The following is a 24,700-nucleotide window of genomic DNA, read 5'->3' on the forward strand; positions in this document are numbered from 1 at the left end:
TTTTATTCATACTATGCCGGATACGCACAAGCGACATCCGGCATTATCTGTTACAGCAGATCGAAACGATCCAGGTTCATCACTTTCACCCATGCGGCAACGAAATCTCTCACGAACTTCTCGTGAGCATCGCTGCAGGCATAAACTTCAGCCACTGCGCGCAGTACGGAGTTAGAACCGAACACCAGATCGGCGCGGGTTGCCGTGTATTTTACTTCACCGCTCAGACGGTCACGACCTTCGAACAGCTCTTTTGACTCATCAACCGCCTTCCACTCATGGCGCATATCCAGCAGATTGACGAAGAAGTCAGTGCTGAGCACGCCAGGACGATCGGTAAAGACGCCATGCTGGCTGCCGTCGAAGTTGGTGCCCAGTACGCGCATACCGCCCACCAGCACGGTCATTTCCGGTGCGGTCAGCGTCAGCTGCTGCGCTTTATCAATCAGCAACGACTCGGTGGTCGATACGTCAGGACGGGAGCGGTAGTTACGGAAGCCATCGGCGATCGGCTCAAGCAGTTCAAACATCTCAATATCCGTTTGGTCCTGACGCGCATCCACGCGGCCCGGCGCAAAAGGTACTTTAATGCTGACACCCGCAGCGCTAGCCGCCTGCTCTATACCGACAACACCGGCCAGCACGATAATATCGGCTAACGAAGCGGTATGGGCTGACTTATAAATGCCTTCCAGCACAGGCAGTACGCGTGCCGCGGTAGCATTCACATCCCAGCCACGCTGTGGGTCCAGCGCCAGACGCGCACCGTTAGCGCCGCCACGTTTATCCCCACCGCGGAACGTTGATGCCGAAGCCCACGCTACCGATACCAGTTCGCCCACGGACAACCCGGAAGCGGCAATGGTCGCCTTCAGTTTCAGGATATCTTCTTCGCTTGGGTTAAAGAACGCATGCGGCAGCGGGTCTTGCCAAATCAGATCTTCTTTTGGCACTTCCGGTCCGATGTAACGTGCTTTTGGCCCCATATCACGGTGCGTCAGCTTAAACCATGCGCGGGCAAATGCTTCGTTGAAGGCCTGCGGATCGTTCAGGAAACGACGGGAGATCTTCTCGAATTCAGGATCGAAACGCAGCGTCAGGTCGGTAACCAACATTGTTGGCTTACGTTTTTTCGACGGATCGAACGGATCGGGGATAATTTCCGGTGCGTCAACCGCTTCAAATTGAATCGCACCTGCCGGACTGCGGGTTTGTACCCATTCATATTTGAACAGGTTCTCGAAGAAATAGTTGCTCCATTGGGTCGGCGTCTGCGTCCAGACCACTTCCAGACCGGAAGTAATTGCGTCTGCACCCGCGCCGCTGCCGTAGCTGCTGGCCCAGCCCAGGCCCTGCGCTTCAATTGGTGCGGATTCTGGATCGGCGCCTACGTGCGAAGCCGGTGCAGCACCGTGAGTTTTGCCCAACGTATGACCGCCGCCAATCAGCGCTACGGTTTCTTCGTCGTTCATACCCATGTTACCGAAGGTAGCGCGAATAGCCGCGGCCGCAGAGAGCGGTTCGCCGCTATGGTCCGGCCCTTCCGGGTTCACATAGATAAGACCCATTTCGGTTGCGCCCAGCGGCGCTTTTGCCAGTTCTTCCGGATGACGGTGGGTCAACCAGGCTTTTTCATCACCCCAGTTTACGTCGAGATCCGGTTCCCAGACGTCTTCACGACCGGCACCGAAGCCGAAAGTGCGGAAGCCTGAGTTTTCCAGCGCCACGTTACCCGCAAGGATAAACAGGTCAGCCCAGGAAATTTTCTGGCCATATTTCTGCTTGATTGGCCACAGCAGACGACGCGCTTTATCCAGGCTGACGTTGTCTGGCCAGGAGTTCAGTGGTGCAAAACGCTGCTGTCCGCGACCCGCGCCACCGCGTCCATCGATGGAACGATAGGTCCCAGCACCGTGCCATGCCATGCGGATAAACAAACCGGCATAAGAGCCCCAGTCAGCAGGCCACCACGGTTGAGATTCGGACAGAAGGGCTCTGAGATCCCCTTTCAGGGCAGAGTAATCAAGTTTGCTAAATTCTTTGCGGTAGTCGAAGTCCTCACCCAGCGGGTTCGAACGATTGGAATGTTGGTTTAAAAGATCAACGCGGAGTTGATTAGGCCACCAGTCGCGGTTATTTCTTCCTGCACCCGCGCTGTGATCCGGCCCGCCCTGATGAAAAGGACACTTACCGGCAGTTGATGCGTTTTGGCTATCGTCGGACATGCTCATCTATATGCTCCCTTTACAGTGTTCTGACTACGATATACACCACCAGAGATAAGATATAGTCGAAAAAACCCACAGATTCGATAGCTCATTCCTTTTATATTTAAAGTTACAGAGATGTAGATCAAAATGATCAATAAAAAACCCTCCGAAGAGGGCTGAGGCACTAATTATGCTGGTCTTACTCCCAGCGTGTGACAAATTGCGTAGCTCATCTCGGCACGGTTAAGGGTATAGAAGTGAAAATCTTTCACCCCTTCGCGACTGAGGATTTTCACCATGTCCATAGCGATGTTTGCACCTACCAGCTTGCGGGTTTCCGCATCGTCATCCAGACCATCAAACATGGTCGACATCCAGGAGGGGATACGAACATTGGTCATATCGGCAAATTTTTTCGCCTGTTTAAAGTTGGAGACTGGCAGGATACCCGGAATAATTTCCACATCGATTCCCGCAGACACGCAGCGATCGCGAAAGCGCAGATAGCTTTCCACATCGAAGAAAAACTGAGTAATGGCGCGGTTTGCACCAGCATCAACCTTACGCTTCAGGTTCAGCAAATCGGCCTGAGCGCTCTTCGCTTCTGGGTGTACTTCCGGATAAGCCGCAACGGAGATATCAAAGTCCGCAACGTCTTTCAGCAGAGTCACCAGGTCAGAGGCATACATATCCGGTTTACCGCTTCCCGGCGGCAAGTCACCGCGCAGAGCAACAATATGACGAATACCGTTATTCCAGTAGTCCTGAGCAATGGTGCGCAGCTCATCGCGGCTAGCATCAATACAGGTCAGGTGCGGAGCTGCTTCAAGACCAGTGCGATCCTTAATGCCTTTAATAATGCTGTGCGTACGGTCGCGCTCACCAGAGTTTGCACCGTAGGTGACTGAAACAAACTTCGGCTTCAGGCTGCTCAGGCGATCGATGGAGTTCCACAGGGTTTGCTCCATTTCACTGGTGCGCGGCGGGAAAAACTCAAACGAAACGTTAATCTGACCCTGTACTTCCGCCAGGCTCTGATTCAGGGCTTCCCGCTGGTTGGCGTGAAAAAAGCTCATACCTTACCTCATCAATCTTTTGTCGTTATATGTTGTGTTGTGAACTGCTATACGTTTAGACGTCTAGATGTAAAAATGACGGAAAAGCACGCTGGCGTCAACACAAAAATCATCGTTAAAGGTGAGGAATACTCAGCCAACGTGAAAAAAATTCACATCAGCCTGAAATGATGGGGAATTGTGGCATGACCGTCTGCCAGCCGTTAACGAGAGCGGTGACAGACTCGCCTCTGGCCAGAGCGCGGGTAAGACGCAATACGGGTAGGTTTAACGCAGGATGAGAGCGTTGAAGTGATTATGCAGATGGCTGTTGACGTATTTTATCCGGCCTGGGTCACAAACGAACCGTCGGCCGGATCATCCGGCAACAAAAACTACAGCAGCTGCGCCAGACGGTTGATGTCTGACTGAATAGCGCCGGCGGTGACGTCACGACCTGCGCCCGGTCCACGGATCACCAGCGGGTTATCGCGATACCAGCGGCTTTCAATGGCGAATACGTTATCGCACGGCAGCAGCGCCGCCAGCGGGTGTTCAGGACGAACCGCTTCAACACCAACGCGCGCTTTACCGTTAGCATCAAAACGCGCCACATAGCGTAGCACCAGCCCCATTTCACGCGCCGCTTCCAGACGCTGCACCATCTGCTCGTTCAGCTCATCACCATTCTCAAAGAAATGGTCAATAGAGCCTTCTTCACAATGCGCAGGCACCAGCGATTCCACGCGAACCTGGTCCGGTTCGATGTCGTAACCTGCTTCACGCGCCAGAATCACCAGCTTACGCATCACATCTTTGCCGGAAAGATCTACGCGCGGATCGGGTTCAGTCAGCCCCTGTTGCCACGCCTGATCCACCAGATCGGTGAACGGGACCGTGCCATCAAATTGCAGGAACAACCACGACAACGTACCGGAGAAGATCCCGCTGATCGACAGAATGGTATCTCCGCTATCAATCAGATCGCGCACGGTATGATTGATCGGCAAACCTGCTCCCACGGTGGCGTTATACAGCCAGTGGCGACCGGTTTTTTCAAAAGCGTCATGAATTTGGCGATAATTATGACTGCTGCTCGCCCCCGCCAGTTTGTTGGCGCTGATAACGTGGAAACCATGGCTGGCAAAATCCAGATACTGATCCGCAAGTTGCTCGCTGGCAGTAACGTCCAGCACCACTAAATCATCATACGGGTGAGCACGCATCCACAGGAATAGAGACTCTTCATCCTGCTCTACTGCCTCGTCATCAAAGAAAGCTAACGCGCGGCTGGCATCCAGCCCTTCGTAATTCAGCAGACTACGACGGCTATCAACCACACCCGCCAGCACAAACTCTAATCCGGTGCGCGCCGAGAGCGTGCTCTGCTCGCGAGCGAACAGCTCCAGCCATCGTGAGCCGATGTTGCCTTTGCCGAAAAGCACCAGACCAATGCGTTTTTCCGCGCGGAAAATTGACTGATGCAGACCCTGAATCAGGCTCTCTGTTGGCCCAGTACGCAGTACCGCGACCAGGCTGATACCCTCTTCCGATTGCCAGGTGAATTCAACCGGCTGACCTTTCAACTGTTGCCAAAAACGGTGGCAGTGCAGCGGATTACGGGTGACGCCCGCCCCGACCATCGCCACCAGCGCCAGCCCCTGGCGCAAACGCAGCTCGCCTGGCAGACCAGCTTCATCCAGAATTTTCAGTGCGCCATCAGCGACTTCGGAGGTATAGCAAAATTGCAGCAGTTGGCGGTCAGGATGCACACCCACTGCCAGCGGACGCACCTGGGTACGTTTTAAAACCTGATCAATCTCTTTATAAGCCAGCTTAAAGTCCTGGCCAGTCGGAACCAAAAACTCAATCAGGCAGACGTCATCATGACTGGTCACAATACGCGCCCCGGTACCGGAGGCCAGTACGCGTTCAATGCGCGTTGAACCCTGCTCCGGCGTATAGCTACAACGCAGTTGGAGATCGATATCGCTACCGGAAACCGGCTGTAAGGTACGGGCATGGAGAACCGGTGCCGCCAGACGCGCCAGCTCGCTGGCTTCATCCAGACGCAGCAGCGGCAGCAAACAGGCGTCTTTTACTTTACGCGGATCCGCGCTGTAAACCCCGGCGACATCGCTCCAGATAGTTACGCGAGAAACGCCCGCCAGCGCGCCAACCTGCGTCGCCGAGTAGTCGGAGCCGTTACGCCCCAGCAGGACCGTTTCACCGCAATTGCTGCGGCTAATAAAGCCGGTAACCACCAGCCGTTTACCCGGATGCTGCGCCAGCAGTTGCTGTAGCAGCGGGTAAGAAAGACCTTCATCTACCTGCGGCTGGGCACCGCGTTCAGCACGTAAAAAATCGCGCGCATCCAGCCAGGCTGACTCCAGCCCCTGTTGGTTAAGGACCGCAGACATCAAACGCGCGGACCATACCTCACCATGCCCAACAACCTCAGCATAGACGGCATCGTTCACGCCACTGTCGAGTAATCCAGCCAGACGCTCCAGATCGTGAATAAACGCACCAATTAGTCCATCCGCTATATCAGGCGGTAACAAACCGCTGATAAGCTCGCTCTGATAGCGACGTAACGCCTGTTGAACCTGATGCGCAGAAAGGCGATCGGTCTGGCTTAATTTCAGCCAGCTAATCAACTGGTTAGTGGTACTGCCTGCGGCTGAAACAACCATCATGTCATCAGGCTGCGAGTACTCCGCCATAATGCCTGCGACACGCAGATAACATTTCACATCAGCCAGACTACTACCACCAAATTTGTGCAGTTGACGACCCTTCGCCCCTGCCTGCGCAATCACACTCATGTTTACCCCTTGTTTGCAGCCCGGAAGCCATTTTCCAGGTCGGCAATTAAATCTTCGCCATCTTCAATACCGGTGGAGATACGCAGCAGCGTTTCGGAAATTCCGGCAGCAGCACGCGCTTCTGGCGCCATGCCCGCGTGTGTCATGGTTGCGGCGTGGGAGATCAGACTTTCAACACCCCCTAACGATTCCGCCAGCGTAAACAATGACAACCCGCCAAGGAAGCGGCGCAGCGTTTGCTCATCACCATCCAGTTCAAAACTTAACATCGCGCCAAAGCCTTTTTGCTGACGCGCGGCAATCTCATGGCCCTGATTATCCGGCAATGACGGGTGATACAATTTTTTCACCAGCGGCTGAGTTTGCAGATAATCGACTATCGCCTGAGCATTACGTTGCGCCACCTCCATTCGAGGAGACAGAGTACGCAGGCCGCGCAACAGCAGATAACTATCAAACGCGCCGCCGGTCACACCAATATTATTCGCCCACCATGCCAGTTCAGTGACCGTTTCCGGATCTTTCGCTATCACAACACCAGCCACCACGTCTGAGTGACCGTTTAAATATTTCGTGCATGAATGCAACACCAGATCGGCGCCCAATGCCAGTGGATTTTGCAGTGCCGGGCTTAAAAAAGTGTTGTCGACCACGCTGACCGCGCCAGCTTCACGCGCCAGCTGACAGATTTTCGCAATATCCACCACGCGCAGCAGCGGGTTGCTTGGGCTTTCTACCAGCACCAGTTTCGGTTTTTCTGCCAATGCGGCCTGTAATGCCTGCTCATCTCCTTGATCGACAAACAGGACCCGGTAACAGCCACGCTTTGCCAGACTGTCAAACAGTCGGTAGCTCCCGCCGTAGCAGTCATGCGGTGCGACCAGCAGATCGCCAGGCTTGAGGAAGACCGTGGTCACCAAATGAATCGCCGACATGCCAGTATTGGTCAGCACAGCACCTGCACCGCCTTCCAGTTCCGCCAGCGCACGCTGAACAACATCGCGCGTTGGGTTGCCGCGACGCGAATAGTCATGGGCGCGAGGTTCATTAAATCCGGTAAAGTTATAGGTGCTGGAGAGGTGAATCGGCGGGACAACGCAACCGTACTGTTCGTCGTCATTTAACCCGCTACGCACTGCGATGGTGGCCTGTTTACGCGTCATATTGAGGAGATCCTGGCTGAGTCGGTGAAAAGTCAGACACCAGAGTAATCATAGTTACGATAGCCGTCAATACATCTGGACATCTAAACTTCTTTGCGTATAGATTGAGCAAACTGGAAATAGCCGTTAAAATTATATGCATTAGCGTACATCTGCGTCGGCTTACTTCGTGTCAGGGCCACGCCACTACGATAAACTACGCGCAATTATGGTCCGGGCTCAGGTTCTGGCCTCAATATTAATGACGAAGAGGATTAGGTATCTCATGGCTGAATGGAGCGGCGAATATATCAGCCCATACGCTGAGCACGGTAAGAAGAGTGAGCAAGTCAAAAAAATTACGGTTTCCATTCCTCTGAAGGTGTTAAAAATCCTTACCGATGAACGCACGCGTCGTCAGGTGAACAACCTGCGCCACGCCACCAACAGCGAACTGCTGTGTGAAGCGTTTCTGCATGCTTTTACTGGGCAACCCTTACCCAACGATGACGACCTGCGTAAAGAACGCAGTGATGAAATCCCGGAAGAAGCAAAGGTAATCATGCGTGAACTGGGTATCAACCCGGAAACGTGGGAATACTGATAGTTAGAACAGCAATGAGCGTGTAGAGGCGGGAATGCTCCCGCCTTTTCTCACAGTGTTACTTACTAATACCATTGAGTTTATTCAATGTTTCTTCCATTTTGAGCGTTTCCGTACGGTTCAATGGATAGAAATAAATCAGAATGACCGCCGCCAAAAACAGGCATAGCGCCGGCAAGAGATTCGCCATCGTATAAATATTTTCCTGCACAATGCTGGTTTGCACTGCACCACCTGTTGACGATGATTGATAGCCAATGATAGCCAACATAAAGCCACCAATCGCCCCTGCGCATGCCTGACCAACCTTGCGCGCAAAGAAGTTCACACCATAAACCGTGCCATCCTCGCGATCGCCAGTGACATACTGATGGTAGTCACAAACATCAGTCATAAACGCCCAAATCATCAGGTTGAATAACCCTGCACCCAGCGTCGCCAGGAACAAGAAAACCAGATAGACCTTTGCATCCGTAATGTGGACAAAGTACATAATCACATACATGACCACGGCAAAAAGCAACGCGCCTACGCTGGCTTCTTTTTTACCAAACCGCTTCGTGAGCCAGGATGCCTATGGCGCCAGCAAAACCAGGGAACCAAAGGTAAACAGCAACGCGACTGACATCGCCTCTTTATTGTGGAAATAGTCATTAAACAGGTAAGTCATGTTGGTACCGGACAACCCCTGATTAATTACAATCAGCAAATCCACAACCACTAAAACAATCAGCGCCTTATTGCGTGCCAGTCCCTTCAGCAACACCGAAACGGGCATGCTCTCTTTTCTCTCCACGCGCACGCGCTCCGTCGTTAAATGACAGGTCAAGGATAAAAAGATCAAGCCCAGCACTGCGCAACCAATGGAAATCCAGAAGAAGTGTTGCCCGGAAATCACCTGGCTTCCATCCACCAGGGTGGTGTACATCAGGATTGGAATGAAAAAGCCAGTTGCCCCACCGCCAATTGCTGACCCAACGCTACGCCAGGTTGAAAGCGATACACGATCTTCAGGATTCGAGCTAATCGCCGCAGACATAGCACCGTACGGAATACTCACGGTAGATAACAGCGAACCGTAAATGAAATAGGAGCAGCAGATGTAGATGATTTTCGCCGTATAAGAAAAATCATTCACAAACGGCAGGAACAGGACAACCGCAATGATGCAAAATGGATACTTCATGCGACGCACCCACGGGTTGAAACGTCCATGTACCGTCAGTTTAGAGGTATCGCATAAGCGCCCTACACCAACATCAACGAACGCATCAAAGAGTTTGGTCACAAAATAGAGTGAGCCAACAATAACGCCGGAAATACCGAGGACGTTAGTGTAATAAATCATTAAAAAACTATTAACTAAGCCAAGAATAAAACAGGTTCCGAGGTCACCACATAAATAACCAATTTTATCTCTAATTCCGAAAGGCCTGACGGCAGTGGTTTCATTATTTCCGATAATAGTTCCATCATTAGACATGATGTCAACTCCTTAGACATATTATTCACACAAACTATGCTTATCGACGTAATCAGCCGATACGAAAACTATTACCGATTAAAAGTTATAACCAAGACCGACACGATAACGGGTCTGACGATCGTCTGTCGTTGTTGTGTTATAACCCGAGGAAACGTTGCCAACCTCAACAAATGGAACCCAGGAGCCTAATTTGTACGCCACGCGGAAGTTATATTCATAATCATCTTTCCGGTTGTTATATAAATCTTCGCTATCGGCAATTTTATAAATACCATTTAGCTCAAACATCCAGTCATTGACGTTATAACCAAGCCAGGCTTCCGGACGATAGACCATGCGGTCATCTTTGCCGTCAGTGTTTCTGCGCATGTACTCCTGACGATAGCGGAACGCGGTCCACCAGTTGTCGTTGATGTTGTACTGTACGCGGATATAAGGCTTATAAATCGCGATATTATCGCCCGTTTCGATTGCAATGCCGGGCTGCCAGACAAGACCCTGCCAGGTGAACTGATAGCTTGCGGTATACTCGTTGCCGTTACTTTCCATATTATTCCACGCATCATTTGACTGCGTGTTTTCGGAACGAGAAATGGCTTCTACTGCCACACCAAAACCCGTGGCAAAACGGTGAGACATATACACACGATCGTAATTACGTCCATCGTCATAATATTCATGTCGGTAATCAACATAACCCGCCTGTGCGGCCGCAGAGAATAATGGAATCAGTAATAACGCAGATTTAAATTTCATGACAATCCCTCTTCACACTCAACAACGGAAATAATCCATCTCGTTTTGTCCATAAAATGGGAAAACAAAAAGGCTTTTAGATTAATTTTATATTTCCACAAAAGTGTATTTTAGAAAGAAAGCAGAAACCTTTGGTATTTTGCCAGGAGCTGGTAAAAGTGGCAAAAGACAGAAGATAAAAAGGACGCAGATCACCAGTTTCAATATTTTATCGAAAAAAATAAAACACCGTTTTATTTATTTAATAAAATAGATTATTCAATACATCAATATATATTTCAGTTCTGAAGCGCAGAAACAAAAAAAGCGCCATAAGGCGCTTTTTTCTGACAGCTGAAACTTACTTGCTGCCTGGGATGCTGAAACGCTTGTTGAAGCGATCAACACGGCCACCGGTAGCAACATCACGCTGCTTGCCAGTATAGAACGGGTGGCACTGACCGCACACGTCCAGGTTCAGATCGTGACCGACGGTAGAGCGGATTTTCATGACGTTACCGCAAGAGCAGTTTGCAGTAATTTCTTCGTATTTCGGGTGAATATCTTTTTTCATGGGAAAACCTCGGTTTAAGGCCGCGTCGCTCTTCCAGCCCTAACGCCAGACACCACGCGATGTTAATTATTCCCCGTCACCTTTCACGCTGCATCAACAGCCTGAAACTCTCGGGTAATGGTCATTGTTTGACGCAATCAATTTGCATCAAAGGCGGCGAATCATACAGAAATTAACCTGCTCATGCAAACTGATCCGCATTCTACCCTCCACTAATGTGTATACTAACCCGCCAGATTTCAAGTCAGGATGATTCAATGCCCGTTGCGCACGTTGCCTTACCTGTTCCGCTACCTCGCACCTTTGACTACCTCCTGCCGGAAGGCTTGAGTGCCAAAGCCGGGTGTCGTGTACGCGTGCCCTTTGGCAAGCAGCAGGAGCGCGTGGGTATCGTCCTTTCCGTCAGCGAGCACAGTGAACTGCCGCGGAGCGAATTGAAAGCCGTTCTCGAAGTGCTGGACAGCGAACCGGTCTACTCGACCTCTGTCTGGCGTCTGCTGTTGTGGGCGGCTGATTATTATCATCATCCCATCGGTGACGTACTGTTTCACGCTCTGCCAATTTTACTGCGCCAGGGACGCCCGGCGACAAACGCGCCCATGTGGTACTGGTTTGCCACTGAAGAAGGCCAGGTAATTGACCTCAACAACCTGAAGCGTTCTCCCAAGCAGCAACAGGCGCTGGCTGCGCTACGCCAGGGGAAAATCTGGCGCGACCAGGTGGCTGAACTGGAATTTAATGATGCCGCATTACAGGCTCTGCGGAAAAAAGGGCTGTGCGATCTGGCGAGCGAAACACCAGGCTTTAGCGACTGGCGTACGCACTACGCGGTTTCCGGTGAGCGTCTGCGGCTGAACACCGAGCAGGCCACCGCCGTCGGGGCGATTCACAGCGCCTCAGACAGTTTTAGCGCCTGGCTATTAGCGGGCGTAACGGGATCAGGCAAAACAGAGGTCTATCTTAGCGTTCTGGAAAACGTCCTTGCCCAGGGCAAGCAGGCTCTGGTGATGGTGCCGGAGATTGGCCTGACGCCGCAAACTATTGCCCGTTTTCGCGAACGTTTCAATGCGCCGGTCGAAGTCCTGCACTCCGGTTTAAACGACAGTGAACGTCTTTCAGCCTGGCTGAAAGCAAAAAATGGCGAGGCGGCGATAGTTATCGGCACGCGTTCTTCGCTGTTTACGCCGTTTAAAAATCTCGGCGTGATTGTCATCGACGAAGAACACGACAGCTCTTATAAACAGCAGGAAGGCTGGCGCTATCATGCGCGCGACCTCGCGGTTTACCGCGCCCATAGCGAGCAAATCCCGATTATTCTCGGCTCAGCCACCCCGGCACTGGAAACGCTGTGTAACGTGCGGCAGAACAAATATCGCATGCTACGCCTGACGCGCCGCGCCGGAAATGCGCGCCCAGCCACTCAGCACGTGCTGGATCTCAAAGGTCAGCAGGTGCAGGCCGGACTCGCCCCTGCGCTAATCGCCCGTATGCGTCAGCACCTGCAGGCGGATAACCAGGTGATCCTGTTTTTGAACCGTCGCGGTTTTGCACCCGCCCTGCTTTGCCACGACTGTGGCTGGATTGCCGAATGTCCGCGTTGCGATCACTACTACACGCTACATCAGGCGCAGCACCACCTGCGTTGCCACCACTGTGACAGCCAGCGCCCAATACCACGTCAGTGCCCTTCCTGCGGCTCGACGCATATGGTTCCGGTAGGACTCGGCACCGAACAGCTTGAACAGGCGCTGGCACCTTTTTTCCCCGGCGTGCCAATTTCACGCATCGATCGCGACACCACCAGCCGTAAAGGGTCGCTGGAGCAGCATCTGGCAGAAGTGCATCGCGGCGGCGCACGAATTCTTATAGGCACGCAAATGCTGGCCAAAGGCCACCACTTCCCGGACGTCACTCTGGTGGCGCTGCTGGACGTTGACGGCGCGCTATTCTCCGCAGATTTCCGGTCAGCAGAACGCTTCGCCCAGCTCTATACGCAGGTCTCTGGCCGTGCCGGACGCGCCGGGAAGCAAGGCGAAGTGGTGCTGCAAACGCACCATCCTGAACATCCGCTGCTGCAAACCTTGCTGTATAAAGGCTATGACGCGTTTGCCGAACAGGCGCTGGCCGAGCGACAAACGCTCCAGCTTCCACCGTGGACCAGCCATGTGATCGTGCGGGCAGAAGATCATAACAACCAGCATGCACCAATGTTCTTGCAGCAACTACGGAATCTCATTCAAGCCAGCCCGTTGGCTGATGACAAACTCTGGGTGCTCGGCCCGGTTCCCGCACTGGCGCCCAAACGCGGTGGTCGTTATCGTTGGCAAATATTGTTGCAACATCCATCACGAATTCGTCTGCAACATATCGTCAGCGGCACGCTGGCACTGATCAATACGCTACCCGATGCACGCAAGGTTAAATGGGTGCTGGATGTCGATCCCATCGAGGGATAACCCCTCACGATGCGAGGCGGATCGTAAAATTAAAGATCCATCACACTTTTTATGAAAATTCTGTAACCGCTTCCATTCACTATCTGATAAAAATGTTTCAGATGAAGGTTATCCAGGGACGAGTCTGTGCCAGCAGCTCTCTGGCGAGGAGAAAGAGTGAAACCGAATAAGCAGGTTGCCGCCGCTACGATGAAAGATGTTGCTCTGAAGGCGAAAGTCTCAACGGCAACCGTATCCCGCGCATTAATGAACCCGGACAAAGTCTCACAGTCAACCCGTAACAAGGTTGAGCAGGCAGCGCTGGAAGTGGGATATCTACCCCAATCAATGGGACGTAACGTTAAGCGTAATGAGTCACGTACCATTCTGGTGATTGTGCCGGATATCTGCGATCCGTTTTTTAGCGAAGTGATTCGTGGCATCGAAGTGACTGCCGCAGAACAGGGATACCTGGTGCTTATTGGCGACTGCGCGCACCAGAATCAGCAGGAAAAGACGTTTCTTAACCTCATTATCACCAAGCAGATCGATGGCATGGTACTGCTCAGCTCGCGCCTGCCGTTTGATGCCAGCGTGGAAGAACAGCGCAATTTACCGCCGATGGTCATGTCGAACGAGTTCGCGCCAGAGCTGGAACTCCCTACCGTGCACATTGATAACCTCACCGCCGCCTTTAACGCGATGAATTATCTGCTGGAACTGGGGCATAAACGCATTGGTTGTATCGCCGGCCCCGAAGATATGCCGCTGTGCCATTACCGTCTGCAAGGCTACGTTCAGGCATTACGCCGCAGCGGAATTACGGTCGATCCGCATTTCATCGCGCGCGGTGACTTTACCTATGAAGCGGGAGCCAATGCGTTGAAGCAGCTCCTTGAACTACCACAGCCGCCGACCGCTGTCTTTTGTCACAGCGACGTCATGGCGCTGGGCGCACTCTCTTACGCCAAACGTCAGGGTCTGAAAGTCCCTGATGATTTATCCATTATTGGCTTTGATAACATTTCGCTCACGGAATTTTGTGATCCACCCCTGACAACCGTCGCACAGCCGCGTTTCGATATCGGACGTGAAGCTATGCTGTTACTGCTCGATCAATTACAAGGGCAGAGCGTCAGCAGTGGCTCACGTTTACTGGACTGCGAGCTTATTATTCGGGGTACTACCCGGGCACTGACGTAAAGTAAAGTGCTTTCGGACTCCCCTGTCTGGTCAAAGGCCCGCCGCTTAAGTAACATGGCGGGCTGACGAACGAATAAATACAGCGAAACGATAGTGGCACAACGAGATTATGTACGTCGCGGCCAACCGGCACCTTCGCGGCGCAAGAAGAGCACATCACGGAAAAAACAACGCAATACGCCTGCGGTATCGCCCGCAATGGTTGCTATTGCTGCAGCCGTACTCGTGACCTTTATCGGTGGTCTGTACTTCATTACGCATCACAAGAAAGAAGAGTCCGAAACGCTGCAAAACCAGAAAGTCACCGGTAATGGCATTCCGCCAAAACCGGAAGAGCGCTGGCGATACATCAAAGAGCTGGAAAGTCGTCAGCCTGGCGTACGTGCGCCTACCGAACCGTCTGCGGGCGGCGAGGTGCTGAATGCCGACCAGCTAACCAATGAGCAGCGCCAGCTATTGGCGCAAATGCAGGCTGATATGCGTCAACAGCCGACACAGCTCAACGAAGTACCGTGGAACGAGCAAACGCCTGAACAGCGCCAGCAAACGCTGCAGCGTCAGCGTCAGGTGCAACAGCAGCAGTGGAATAACGCACAGCAGCAGGCTCAGCAGCCGCGTCCACGGGCAACAGAACAGCCGTATCAGCAGCAGCAAACGCGTACAGCACAAGCCGCGCCGGTACAGCAGCCGAAAGCGCAGCCAAAACCGGCGGCGCAACAGCCGTATCAGGATCTGCTGCAAACGCCTGCGCATACCACCGCCGCTCAGCCGAAAACGCAACCGGCCGCGCCAATAACGAATGAAACGCAACCGCCAAAACAGACGGCGGAGAAAAAAGATGAACGCCGCTGGATGGTTCAGTGCGGGTCATTTAAAGGCGCTGAGCAGGCAGAAACCGTGCGCGCGCAGCTGGCCTTTGAAGGGTTCAACTCGCGTATTACCACCAATAACGGCTGGAATCGTGTGGTCATTGGTCCGGTCAAAGGCAAAGAGAATGCCGACAACACCATCAGCCGCCTGAAGGTTGCTGGTCACACAAACTGCATTCGACTCTCCACTGGGGGTTGAAACCCCCAAAATCCCCCCCATCTATACTTGCATTACGCCCCGTACACTGTGCGGGGCCTGTACATTGCATTTGTAACCAAGGGGTCTGCTCGTGACAACAATAGTAAGCGTACGCCGTAACGGCCATGTGGTAATCGCCGGTGATGGTCAGGCCACACTGGGTAACACCGTAATGAAAGGCAACGTGAAGAAAGTCCGCCGTCTGTACAACGATAAAGTCATCGCGGGCTTTGCGGGTGGTACTGCGGATGCATTCACGCTGTTTGAACTGTTTGAACGCAAGCTGGAAATGCACCAGGGTCACCTGGTGAAAGCTGCCGTTGAACTGGCAAAAGACTGGCGTACCGACCGTATGCTGCGCAAACTCGAAGCGCTGCTGGCCGTCGCAGATGAAACGGCATCACTCATCATCACCGGTAACGGCGACGTCATCCAGCCAGAAAACGATCTGATTGCTATCGGCTCCGGCGGTCCCTACGCCCAGGCTGCTGCACGCGCTCTGCTTGAAAATACCGAGCTTGGCGCACGCGAGATTGCTGAGAAAGCGTTGGATATTGCAGGGGATATCTGCATTTATACCAACCACTTCCATACCATCGAAGAATTGAACTCCAAAGCGTAAGGATCCCCCATGTCTGAAATGACCCCACGCGAAATTGTCAGCGAACTGAACAAACACATCATCGGCCAGGATAACGCTAAGCGTTCCGTGGCGATCGCCCTGCGTAACCGCTGGCGTCGTATGCAGCTCAACGAAGAGTTGCGTCATGAAGTCACGCCGAAAAACATTCTGATGATTGGCCCGACCGGTGTCGGTAAAACCGAAATCGCCCGTCGTCTGGCAAAACTGGCCAACGCGCCGTTCATCAAAGTTGAAGCAACAAAATTCACCGAAGTCGGCTATGTTGGTAAAGAAGTAGATTCCATCATCCGCGATCTGACCGATGCTGCCATCAAAATGGTCCGCGTGCAGGCAATTGAGAAAAACCGCTTCCGTGCCGAAGAGATGGCGGAAGAGCGCATTCTCGACGTGCTGATCCCACCAGCTAAAAATAACTGGGGGCAGTCAGAGCAGCCGCAGGAACCTTCTGCAGCGCGTCAGGCATTCCGTAAAAAACTGCGTGAAGGCCAGCTGGATGATAAAGAGATCGAAATCGATCTCGCGGCCGCACCGATGGGCGTTGAAATTATGGCGCCTCCAGGAATGGAAGAGATGACCAGCCAGCTGCAGTCCATGTTCCAGAACCTGGGCGGTCAGAAGCAAAAACCGCGTAAGCTGAAAATCAAAGACGCGATGAAGCTGCTGATTGAAGAAGAAGCTGCCAAACTGGTGAACCCGGAAGAGCTGAAACAAGAAGCTATCGACGCCGTTGAGCAGCACGGGATCGTGTTTATCGACGAAATCGACAAAATCTGTAAGCGCGGTGAATCCTCCGGCCCGGACGTGTCCCGTGAAGGCGTACAGCGCGACCTGCTGCCGCTGGTTGAAGGCTGCACGGTCTCCACCAAGCACGGCATGGTGAAAACAGATCACATTCTGTTTATCGCTTCTGGTGCATTCCAGGTAGCCAAACCGTCCGACCTGATCCCAGAACTGCAGGGTCGTCTGCCGATTCGTGTCGAGCTGCAGGCGCTGACCACCAGCGATTTTGAGCGTATCCTTACCGAACCGAATGCCTCCATCACCGTCCAGTACAAAGCGCTGATGGCGACTGAAGGTGTGGACATCAACTTCACTGAATCCGGTATTAAACGCATTGCCGAAGCGGCCTGGCAGGTTAACGAAACCACCGAAAACATCGGTGCACGTCGTCTGCATACCGTTCTGGAACGTCTGATGGAAGATATTTCCTATGATGCGAGCGATTTGAACGGCCAAAGCATCACAATTGATGCCGAATATGTGAGCAAACATCTGGATGCGCTGGTCGCAGATGAAGATCTGAGCCGTTTTATCCTATAATCGCGTTCAATGCATTTTCATCACTGTTGATGGGGCTGATAAAGCCCCATTTTTATTGGCGCTAAATATGACTGAACAACAACAAATTAGCCGCTCACAAGCCTGGCTGGAAAGTTTACGACCTAAGACCTTACCGCTCGCCTTCGCGGCGATCATCGTCGGTACGGCATTAGCATGGTGGCAAGGATACTTCGATCCGCTGGTTGCTCTGCTGGCATTGATTACGGCAGGACTGCTGCAAATTCTGTCCAATCTTGCTAACGACTATGGCGATGCCGTTAAAGGCAGCGACAAGCCCGACCGTATTGGACCGCTGCGCGGTATGCAAAAAGGGGTCATCACCCAACAGCAGATGAAGCGCGCGCTGATCGTCACCGTGGTGCTGATCTGTCTGTCCGGGCTGGCACTGGTTGCTGTAGCCTGTCACACGCTGGCGGACTTTGTCGGTTTCCTGGTGCTCGGCGGCCTGTCGATTATCGCCGCGATCACCTACACCGTGGGTAATCGCCCTTACGGATATATTGGCCTGGGCGATATTTCTGTGCTGGTATTCTTCGGCTGGCTCAGCGTAATGGGAAGTTGGTATCTGCAGGCGCATACATTGATTCCAGCGCTGATTCTGCCTGCCACCGCCTGCGGCCTGCTGGCAACCGCCGTGCTCAACGTCAACAACCTGCGCGATATCAACAGCGACAGAGAAAACGGCAAGAACACGCTGGTCGTGCGTTTAGGCGCTGTCAATGCCCGCCGCTACCACGCCTGTCTGCTGATGGGCACGCTGGTCTGTCTGGCACTGTTCAACCTGTTCTCACTGCAAAGCCTGTGGGGATGGCTGTTTATCCTCGCCGCTCCGCTGCTGATCAAACAGGCTCACTATGTAATGCGCGAGATGGACCCGGCAGCAATGCGTCCGATGCTGGAACGCACCGTAAAAGCGGCATTGTTAACTAACCTGCTGTTTGTCGTTGGAATTTTCTTAAGTCAGTGGTCTCTTTAACTGACAAATATCAATTAACAATTGATGATTTTGCCAACAGTACACATAGCGCGATATACTAAAAATTCTCGCAGCAACTGAACGTTAAGCCTATGAAATACGATACATCCGAGCTTTGTGACATCTATCAGGAAGATGTCAACGTCGTGGAACCGCTGTTCTCTAACTTTGGAGGACGGTCGTCGTTTGGCGGACAAATCATCACGGTAAAATGTTTCGAGGACAACGGGTTGCTGTACGATCTGCTCGAACAAAACGGCCGTGGTCGCATTCTGCTGGTCGATGGCGGCGGTTCTGTTCGTCGTGCGCTGGTCGATGCCGAACTGGCACGGCTGGCCGTACAGAATGAATGGGAAGGTCTGGTCATCTACGGCTCAGTACGCCAGGTAGACGATCTGGAAGAACTGGATATCGGCATTCAGGCGATTGCCGCTATTCCGGTAGGTGCCTCAGGTGAAGGCATTGGAGAAAGCGATGTACGCGTCAACTTCGGTGGCGTGACGTTCTTCTCCGGCGACCACCTGTACGCCGATAACACCGGGATAATCCTCTCCGAAGACCCGCTCGATATCGAATAAGCGAAAAAGGCACCGCAAGGTGCCTTTTTTATGCGTGTCGCTGATTGCCGGATGGCGGCTTACGCCTTGTCCGGCCTACAAACTCGCACTCTAAATCCTCTAAAGATTTCACGTCAGGGCAAGGCGGCAAGTAAGTGAATCCCCAGAAGCATAGGTCACTATGTGACTGGGGTGAATGCACGCAGCCAACGCCGCCATAACGTGAAATATGACGAGGATTAGACTTCTTCCATACGACCGAGGAGGGCATGCAGACGATCCTGCCAGCCGCTCTGCTGTTCTTTCAGGCTATTGTTCTCACGCTCCAGTTCTTCACGCTGCTGCTGTGCAGACTGAACTTCCTGCGACAGTGAGTTGTTCTTTTCTTTCAGCTCTTCGATTTCCATCTGCAACAGCGTGATGGTATCAATCGCCTGCTGTACTTTTGCTTCCAGTTTCTCAAACACTTCTAATGACATCGTCATACCTCTCCTGAATTGCAAGGCGTTGATGGATAAAAATCCTCGTCCCGATAACCGGCGACGCCTTAATAAAAACGAGCGCACTCTACTTAACACCGATTGTATGAAGCCGCGTCATCCCTGTCCAGCGGCATCCCGCGCAGATTGCGGTTTGCAACACTTTTAGTCTTTCTCCTGGTGACATTACTGTCATAACTCTTAAGTGTTAACAGATTGATCAGTGAAATGATTCAGCTCACACTATTTTTGTATAACAAATACCTCACGATGGCGCGAAAACGCTCATTTTGTTGATGCAGTACACACATTTTAATTTCGATATTTCTCGTTTTTGCGCGTTAACGATAAATTAACAGTGTGCCTACCGGCTCCGGGGATGTCAGTGACCTTCTCGCACACAATAAACATTAAACTCTCTTCAGGATCCGATTATGAGTCAAACATCAACCTTAAAAGGCCAGTGCATTGCTGAATTCCTCGGTACCGGGTTGTTGATTTTCTTCGGTGTGGGCTGTGTCGCTGCACTTAAAGTGGCTGGGGCTACTTTCGGTCAGTGGGAAATCAGTGTCATCTGGGGTCTGGGGGTAGCGATGGCTATCTATCTGACCGCAGGCGTTTCTGGTGCACACCTGAATCCCGCGGTAACCATCGCACTCTGGCTGTTCGCCTGTTTTGATAAACGCAAAGTTGTTCCTTTTATTATTTCGCAAATTGCCGGCGCCTTTTGCGCAGCGGCACTGGTTTACGGGCTTTATTACAATCTTTTCCTCGATTTCGAACAAACTAACCATATCGTACGCGGCAGTACCGAGAGCCTGGGTCTGGCAGGTACTTTCTCCACCTATCCGAACCCGCATATCAATTTTGTGCAGGCCTTCGCGGTTGAAATGGTCATTACCGCTATTCTAATGGGGCTGATTCTGGCTCTGACCGACGATGGTAACGGTGTACCTCGTGGTCCGCTGGCACCACTGCTGATCGGCTTGTTGATTGCCGTTATTGGTGCTTCCATGGGTCCGCTGACAGGTTTTGCGATGAACCCGGCACGTGACTTCGGACCGAAACTCTTCGCCTGGATGGCCGGATGGGGTGAGATTGCCTTCACGGGTGGTCGCGATATCCCTTACTTCCTGGTTCCGGTGTTTGGCCCAATTACCGGCGCGATTTTGGGCGCATGGGCATATCGCAAACTGATTGGTCGTCATTTACCGTGCGATGTCTGCGCGATTGAAGAAAAAGACGTTGCGGCCAACACTCAACAAAAAGCTTCGCAGTAATGTGACTACGGGACAAAAAATTATGACTGAAAAAAAATATATCGTTGCGCTCGACCAGGGCACCACCAGCTCCCGCGCGGTCGTAATGGACCACGATGCGAATATCGTTGCCGTTTCACAGCGCGAATTCGAACAAATCTACCCGAAAGCAGGTTGGGTAGAACATGACCCGATGGAAATTTGGGCGACCCAAAGCTCCACGCTGGTAGAAGTTCTGGCGAAAGCCGATATCAGTTCCGATGAAATTGCAGCGATCGGTATTACCAACCAGCGTGAAACCACCATCGTCTGGGAACGCGAAACCGGTAAACCTATCTATAACGCGATTGTGTGGCAGTGTCGTCGTACCGCGGATATCTGCGAAAAGCTCAAACGCGACGGTATGGAAGAGTACATCCGTAATAATACAGGTCTGGTCATTGACCCGTACTTCTCCGGCACCAAAGTGAAGTGGATCCTCGACCACGTAGAAGGCTCGCGTGAGCGCGCTCGTCGCGGCGAACTGCTGTTCGGTACCGTAGATACCTGGCTTATCTGGAAAATGACGCAGGGACGTGTACACGTCACGGATTACACCAACGCCTCACGTACCATGCTGTTCAACATCCACTCCCTGGACTGGGATGACACGATGCTGGATGCGCTGGATATTCCGCGTGCAATGCTGCCTGAAGTTCGTCGCTCTTCTGAAGTGTACGGCCAGACCAACATCGGTGGTAAAGGCGGTATTCGTATTCCTATCTCCGGTATCGCCGGTGACCAGCAGGCAGCGCTGTTTGGCCAGCTGTGCGTGAAGGAAGGGATGGCGAAAAACACTTACGGTACCGGCTGCTTCATGCTGATGAACACCGGCGAGAAAGCCGTTAAGTCCGAAAACGGACTGCTGACCACCATCGCCTGCGGACCGACCGGGGAAGTGAACTACGCGCTGGAAGGTGCGGTATTTATGGCTGGCGCATCTATCCAGTGGCTGCGTGATGAAATGAAACTCATCAGCGATGCGTTCGACTCCGAATATTTCGCCACCAAAGTGAAAGACACCAACGGCGTGTATGTCGTTCCGGCATTTACTGGCCTGGGCGCACCATACTGGGACCCGTATGCTCGCGGCGCCATCTTTGGTCTGACCCGTGGGGTAAACTCCAACCACATCATCCGTGCCACGCTTGAGTCTATTGCATATCAGACTCGTGATGTTCTGGAAGCAATGCAGGCTGACTCCGGTATTCGCCTGCACGCCCTGCGCGTCGATGGCGGTGCGGTCGCCAACAACTTCCTGATGCAGTTCCAGTCCGACATTCTCGGCACGCGCGTTGAGCGCCCGGAAGTCCGCGAAGTCACCGCATTGGGTGCGGCATACCTCGCTGGTCTGGCAGTAGGCTTCTGGCAGAATCTGGATGAGCTGCAGGAAAAAGCGGTCATCGAGCGTGAATTCCGCCCAGGCATCGAAACCACCGAACGTAACTTCCGTTACAGCGGCTGGAAAAAAGCGGTCAAACGCGCCATGGCGTGGGAAGATCACGACGAGTAATACGTCATAGCCGGATGGCAACTGTGCCTTATCCGGCAATATCTTCGTGCGGGGGCAACCCCGCACACACATCAATAATCTCGCCCCCTCCCCTGTGCTACACTTCGCGCCATTCCTTTCAGCTACGAGTTTGCAATGAGACGAGAACTTGCCATTGAATTTTCACGCGTGACCGAAGCGGCCGCGCTGGCTGGCTATAAATGGCTGGGCCGCGGCGACAAAAATACCGCTGACGGCGCGGCGGTAAACGCCATGCGTATTATGCTCAACCAGGTCAATATCGACGGTACCATCGTGATTGGCGAGGGTGAGATCGATGAAGCACCGATGCTGTTTATCGGTGAGAAAGTCGGGACCGGTCTTGGTGATGCGGTCGACATCGCCGTCGATCCTATCGAAGGCACACGCATGACGGCAATGGGTCAGGCAAACGCGCTGGCCGTACTGGCTGTTGGCGATAAAGGCTGCTTCCTGAACGCGCCAGACATGTACATGGAAAAGCTGATTGTCGGCCCAGGCGCAAAAGGGTCTATCGACCTGAACCTGTCGCTGGAAGCCAACCTGCATAACGTTGCCGCTGCACTCAATAAGCCGCTGAGTGAACTGACCGTCACCATTCTGGCCAAGCCACGCCATGATGAAACGATCGCCGAAATGCAAAAACTGGGCGTGCGTGTTTTTGCTATTCCAGACGGTGACGTTGCGGCCTCCATTCTGACCTGCATGCCAGACAGTGAAGTTGACGTGCTGTACGGCATTGGCGGCGCACCGGAAGGTGTCGTTTCTGCCGCCGTTATCCGCGCGCTGGACGGCGACATGCAAGGCCGTTTGCTGGCACGTCATGACGTCAAAGGCGACAGCGAAGAGAACCGTCGCATTGGCGAACAAGAACTCGCTCGTTGCGCCGCCATGGGCATTGAAGCGGGCAAAGCGCTGCGTCTCGATGAAATGGCGCGTAGCGACAACGTCATTTTCTCTGCCACCGGCATCACCAAAGGCGATTTGCTGGAAGGGATTAGCCGCAAAGGTAATATCGCGACCACCGAAACGCTGCTGATCCGCGGTAAATCACGTACGATCCGTCGCATTCAGTCGATTCACTACCTCGATCGCAAAGATCCCGATGTGCAGGCGCACATCCTGTAATTGATTTGATCAATAGAGCCTTCCAGCCCATATGGGCTGGAAATCTTTCGTCCAACGAACGAAGATAAGGCAATCAAAGCAGACAGGAGAAAACCATGGCAGATTGGGTAACAGGCAAAGTCACGAAGGTACAGAACTGGACCGATGCCCTGTTTAGTTTGACCGTGCGAGCTCCGGTTCTTCCTTTCACTGCAGGTCAATTCACCAAGCTTGGCCTTGAGATCGAGGGCGAGCGCGTCCAGCGCGCCTATTCTTACGTCAATGCCCCTGATAACCCCGATTTAGAGTTTTATCTGGTGACGGTTCCCGACGGCAAACTCAGCCCTCGTCTGGCAGCACTGAAGCCTGGCGATGAAGTCCAGGTGGTGAGTGAAGCTGCTGGTTTCTTCGTGCTGGATGAAGTCCCCGATTGCGACACGCTGTGGATGCTGGCAACCGGCACGGCTATCGGCCCATACTTGTCGATTCTGCAATTAGGCAAAGACCTGGATCGCTTCAAAAATCTGGTGCTGGTCCACGCCGCGCGCTATGCCGCCGATTTGAGCTATCTGCCGTTGATGCAGGCGCTGGAAAAGCGCTACGAAGGTAAATTACGCATCCAGACGGTGGTCAGCCGTGAAACCGTGGCAGATTCGCTGACCGGGCGTGTACCGGCGCTAATTGAAAGCGGTGAACTGGAAAAAGCGGTCGGGCTGCCAATGGATAAAGAAACCTGTCATGTGATGCTGTGCGGAAACCCGCAGATGGTACGCGACACGCAGCAGTTGCTGAAGGACACCCGGCAGATGACCAAACACCTGCGCCGCCGACCGGGCCATATGACCGCAGAGCACTACTGGTAAGAACGTTTCAATGCCCGGTAAACACCCGGGCATTTTGCCGGATGGCGCATACACTTATCCGGCCTACGAGTCAGCCCTGTACTTTACGTCCTGCGTATCCTTACCATATTTATTTGCGTCCTGGGTGCCAATGAACGCACCCAGATCGATAAGCATGCCGACCAGAATCAACGTTGGAACAAAGCGGCCTACCGCCCATTGCCAGACGCCGGGTAACATCGCCCAATTTCCGGCCAGCAGCATCCACGCCAGAATCATCAACAGCGCCCACGCTCCGGAACGCCCCCGGTCATGCAGACGTTTTACCGTCACTGCCGCCGTTGGCCATAGCAGACACACCAGACAAAAAGCCGCGGTCTGAATATCGAGTAATTGTTTGCTCGCCAGCGAAAACAAAACCAGCATGCCGACGATCCATAGGCCAATCCAAATCCAGAAATCACGGCGCCCGATGCGCCCTTTAAATGAGAATAACCACTGCTGTATGGTCATGTAAGTTCCTTTATTATTACCTTCCAGAACAGTTTACCCTTTTGACAAGCTCGACGGTTACCGTTTTAATCGT

At 52.9% G+C, this 24,700-nt stretch carries 20 protein-coding genes and 1 pseudogene; 12 read left to right on the plus strand and 9 right to left on the minus strand.

What is annotated here, in order from left to right; translation table 11 throughout:
- Positions 1 to 50 precede the first annotated feature (50 nt).
- The 4 genes from katG to metB form a co-directional block, all read right to left on the minus strand.
- Positions 51 to 2,231: a catalase/peroxidase HPI gene (gene katG, locus OGX97_RS00100; protein WP_008787046.1), complete on the minus strand. Its 2,181-nt coding sequence runs from the start codon at positions 2,229 to 2,231 to the stop codon at positions 51 to 53.
- Between the two features lie 167 nt (positions 2,232 to 2,398).
- Positions 2,399 to 3,286: a methylenetetrahydrofolate reductase gene (gene metF, locus OGX97_RS00105; protein ID WP_235125909.1), complete on the minus strand. Its 888-nt coding sequence runs from the start codon at positions 3,284 to 3,286 to the stop codon at positions 2,399 to 2,401.
- 374 nt (positions 3,287 to 3,660) lie between these two features.
- Positions 3,661 to 6,093: a bifunctional aspartate kinase/homoserine dehydrogenase II gene (locus tag OGX97_RS00110; RefSeq protein ID WP_032945630.1), complete on the minus strand. Its 2,433-nt coding sequence runs from the start codon at positions 6,091 to 6,093 to the stop codon at positions 3,661 to 3,663.
- A gap of 2 nt (positions 6,094 to 6,095) precedes the next feature.
- Positions 6,096 to 7,256: a cystathionine gamma-synthase gene (metB, locus tag OGX97_RS00115; protein ID WP_003028818.1), complete on the minus strand. Its 1,161-nt coding sequence runs from the start codon at positions 7,254 to 7,256 to the stop codon at positions 6,096 to 6,098.
- Between the two features lie 265 nt (positions 7,257 to 7,521).
- On the opposite strand from metB, the gene metJ reads away from it, so the two are divergent.
- Positions 7,522 to 7,839, plus strand: coding sequence for a met regulon transcriptional regulator MetJ (gene metJ, locus OGX97_RS00120; protein WP_003825168.1), 318 nt, complete (start codon positions 7,522 to 7,524; stop codon positions 7,837 to 7,839).
- 58 nt (positions 7,840 to 7,897) lie between these two features.
- On the opposite strand, the pseudogene OGX97_RS00125 reads toward metJ, so the two are convergent.
- From OGX97_RS00125 to rpmE, 3 genes and pseudogenes are all read right to left on the minus strand, one after another.
- A pseudogene (locus OGX97_RS00125) lies at positions 7,898 to 9,322 on the minus strand (MFS transporter).
- Between the two features lie 78 nt (positions 9,323 to 9,400).
- Positions 9,401 to 10,081 carry an oligogalacturonate-specific porin KdgM family protein gene (locus OGX97_RS00130; RefSeq protein WP_003825173.1) on the minus strand — a complete coding sequence of 227 codons (681 nt, stop codon included), beginning with the start codon at positions 10,079 to 10,081 and terminating at the stop codon, positions 9,401 to 9,403.
- Positions 10,082 to 10,421: 340 nt separating this feature from the next.
- On the minus strand, positions 10,422 to 10,634 hold the full coding sequence (gene rpmE / locus OGX97_RS00135; RefSeq protein ID WP_008787040.1) for a 50S ribosomal protein L31: 213 nt from the start codon (positions 10,632 to 10,634) through the stop codon (positions 10,422 to 10,424).
- Between the two features lie 257 nt (positions 10,635 to 10,891).
- Here rpmE and priA point away from each other — a divergent pair, with 257 nt between their 5' ends.
- The 7 genes from priA to rraA all read left to right on the plus strand — a co-directional run bounded on the left by priA (position 10,892) and on the right by rraA (position 18,878).
- A complete protein-coding gene (priA, locus tag OGX97_RS00140; RefSeq protein WP_218659644.1) occupies positions 10,892 to 13,090 on the plus strand; it encodes a primosomal protein N' in 2,199 nt (732 codons plus the stop codon).
- Between the two features lie 156 nt (positions 13,091 to 13,246).
- Positions 13,247 to 14,272, plus strand: a complete 1,026-nt coding sequence (gene cytR / locus OGX97_RS00145) for a DNA-binding transcriptional regulator CytR (RefSeq protein WP_003825179.1) — start codon at positions 13,247 to 13,249, stop codon at positions 14,270 to 14,272.
- Positions 14,273 to 14,365: 93 nt separating this feature from the next.
- On the plus strand, positions 14,366 to 15,340 hold the full coding sequence (ftsN, locus tag OGX97_RS00150; protein ID WP_079935063.1) for a cell division protein FtsN: 975 nt from the start codon (positions 14,366 to 14,368) through the stop codon (positions 15,338 to 15,340).
- Positions 15,341 to 15,431: 91 nt separating this feature from the next.
- Entirely contained in the window at positions 15,432 to 15,962 is a 531-nt protein-coding gene (hslV, locus tag OGX97_RS00155) for an ATP-dependent protease subunit HslV (RefSeq protein ID WP_003028805.1), read from the plus strand.
- Between the two features lie 9 nt (positions 15,963 to 15,971).
- Entirely contained in the window at positions 15,972 to 17,303 is a 1,332-nt protein-coding gene (gene hslU, locus OGX97_RS00160) for an HslU--HslV peptidase ATPase subunit (protein ID WP_003028803.1), read from the plus strand.
- 67 nt (positions 17,304 to 17,370) lie between these two features.
- Positions 17,371 to 18,300 carry a 1,4-dihydroxy-2-naphthoate polyprenyltransferase gene (menA, locus tag OGX97_RS00165; protein ID WP_103285925.1) on the plus strand — a complete coding sequence of 310 codons (930 nt, stop codon included), beginning with the start codon at positions 17,371 to 17,373 and terminating at the stop codon, positions 18,298 to 18,300.
- Between the two features lie 92 nt (positions 18,301 to 18,392).
- The gene (rraA, locus tag OGX97_RS00170; protein ID WP_008787034.1) at positions 18,393 to 18,878 is read left to right on the plus strand and encodes a ribonuclease E activity regulator RraA; all 486 of its coding nucleotides are present in this window, start codon (positions 18,393 to 18,395) and stop codon (positions 18,876 to 18,878) included.
- Positions 18,879 to 19,096: 218 nt separating this feature from the next.
- On the opposite strand, the gene zapB is transcribed toward rraA, so the two are convergent.
- A complete protein-coding gene (gene zapB, locus OGX97_RS00175) occupies positions 19,097 to 19,342 on the minus strand; it encodes a septal ring assembly protein ZapB (protein WP_115259761.1) in 246 nt (81 codons plus the stop codon).
- 428 nt (positions 19,343 to 19,770) lie between these two features.
- Here zapB and OGX97_RS00180 point away from each other — a divergent pair, with 428 nt between their 5' ends.
- The 4 genes from OGX97_RS00180 to fpr all read left to right on the plus strand — a co-directional run bounded on the left by OGX97_RS00180 (position 19,771) and on the right by fpr (position 24,135).
- On the plus strand, positions 19,771 to 20,616 hold the full coding sequence (locus tag OGX97_RS00180) for an MIP/aquaporin family protein (protein WP_008787032.1): 846 nt from the start codon (positions 19,771 to 19,773) through the stop codon (positions 20,614 to 20,616).
- Positions 20,617 to 20,638: 22 nt separating this feature from the next.
- Positions 20,639 to 22,147: a glycerol kinase GlpK gene (glpK, locus tag OGX97_RS00185; protein ID WP_003028792.1), complete on the plus strand. Its 1,509-nt coding sequence runs from the start codon at positions 20,639 to 20,641 to the stop codon at positions 22,145 to 22,147.
- 135 nt (positions 22,148 to 22,282) lie between these two features.
- Positions 22,283 to 23,293, plus strand: coding sequence for a class II fructose-bisphosphatase (gene glpX, locus OGX97_RS00190; protein ID WP_003840506.1), 1,011 nt, complete (start codon positions 22,283 to 22,285; stop codon positions 23,291 to 23,293).
- 95 nt (positions 23,294 to 23,388) lie between these two features.
- The gene (gene fpr / locus OGX97_RS00195; RefSeq protein ID WP_048215185.1) at positions 23,389 to 24,135 is read left to right on the plus strand and encodes a ferredoxin--NADP(+) reductase; all 747 of its coding nucleotides are present in this window, start codon (positions 23,389 to 23,391) and stop codon (positions 24,133 to 24,135) included.
- 63 nt (positions 24,136 to 24,198) lie between these two features.
- Here fpr and OGX97_RS00200 read toward each other — a convergent pair whose 3' ends face one another.
- Positions 24,199 to 24,627 (minus strand): DUF805 domain-containing protein, encoded by a 429-nt coding sequence (locus OGX97_RS00200; RefSeq protein ID WP_008787028.1) that lies wholly within the window; start codon positions 24,625 to 24,627, stop codon positions 24,199 to 24,201.
- Positions 24,628 to 24,700: the final 73 nt, after the last annotated feature.

The organism is Citrobacter sp. Cpo061, assembly GCF_030332845.1.
Classification (GTDB): domain Bacteria; phylum Pseudomonadota; class Gammaproteobacteria; order Enterobacterales; family Enterobacteriaceae; genus Citrobacter; species Citrobacter portucalensis.

What these genes read in the sequence shown, in the direction of transcription:
- glpK (WP_003028792.1), top strand. Translation starts at nt 20,639, where the DNA reads ATGACTGAAAAAAAATATATCGTTGCGCTCGACCAGGGCACCACCAGC.
- glpX (WP_003840506.1), top strand. Translation starts at nt 22,283, where the DNA reads ATGAGACGAGAACTTGCCATTGAATTTTCACGCGTGACCGAAGCGGCC.
- OGX97_RS00130 (WP_003825173.1), bottom strand. Translation starts at nt 10,081, where the DNA reads ATGAAATTTAAATCTGCGTTATTACTGATTCCATTATTCTCTGCGGCC.
- hslU (WP_003028803.1), top strand. Translation starts at nt 15,972, where the DNA reads ATGTCTGAAATGACCCCACGCGAAATTGTCAGCGAACTGAACAAACAC.
- metB (WP_003028818.1), bottom strand. Translation starts at nt 7,256, where the DNA reads ATGACGCGTAAACAGGCCACCATCGCAGTGCGTAGCGGGTTAAATGAC.
- OGX97_RS00180 (WP_008787032.1), top strand. Translation starts at nt 19,771, where the DNA reads ATGAGTCAAACATCAACCTTAAAAGGCCAGTGCATTGCTGAATTCCTC.
- OGX97_RS00200 (WP_008787028.1), bottom strand. Translation starts at nt 24,627, where the DNA reads ATGACCATACAGCAGTGGTTATTCTCATTTAAAGGGCGCATCGGGCGC.
- rpmE (WP_008787040.1), bottom strand. Translation starts at nt 10,634, where the DNA reads ATGAAAAAAGATATTCACCCGAAATACGAAGAAATTACTGCAAACTGC.
- metJ (WP_003825168.1), top strand. Translation starts at nt 7,522, where the DNA reads ATGGCTGAATGGAGCGGCGAATATATCAGCCCATACGCTGAGCACGGT.
- OGX97_RS00110 (WP_032945630.1), bottom strand. Translation starts at nt 6,093, where the DNA reads ATGAGTGTGATTGCGCAGGCAGGGGCGAAGGGTCGTCAACTGCACAAA.
- metF (WP_235125909.1), bottom strand. Translation starts at nt 3,286, where the DNA reads ATGAGCTTTTTTCACGCCAACCAGCGGGAAGCCCTGAATCAGAGCCTG.
- menA (WP_103285925.1), top strand. Translation starts at nt 17,371, where the DNA reads ATGACTGAACAACAACAAATTAGCCGCTCACAAGCCTGGCTGGAAAGT.
- fpr (WP_048215185.1), top strand. Translation starts at nt 23,389, where the DNA reads ATGGCAGATTGGGTAACAGGCAAAGTCACGAAGGTACAGAACTGGACC.
- priA (WP_218659644.1), top strand. Translation starts at nt 10,892, where the DNA reads ATGCCCGTTGCGCACGTTGCCTTACCTGTTCCGCTACCTCGCACCTTT.
- katG (WP_008787046.1), bottom strand. Translation starts at nt 2,231, where the DNA reads ATGAGCATGTCCGACGATAGCCAAAACGCATCAACTGCCGGTAAGTGT.
- rraA (WP_008787034.1), top strand. Translation starts at nt 18,393, where the DNA reads ATGAAATACGATACATCCGAGCTTTGTGACATCTATCAGGAAGATGTC.
- zapB (WP_115259761.1), bottom strand. Translation starts at nt 19,342, where the DNA reads ATGACGATGTCATTAGAAGTGTTTGAGAAACTGGAAGCAAAAGTACAG.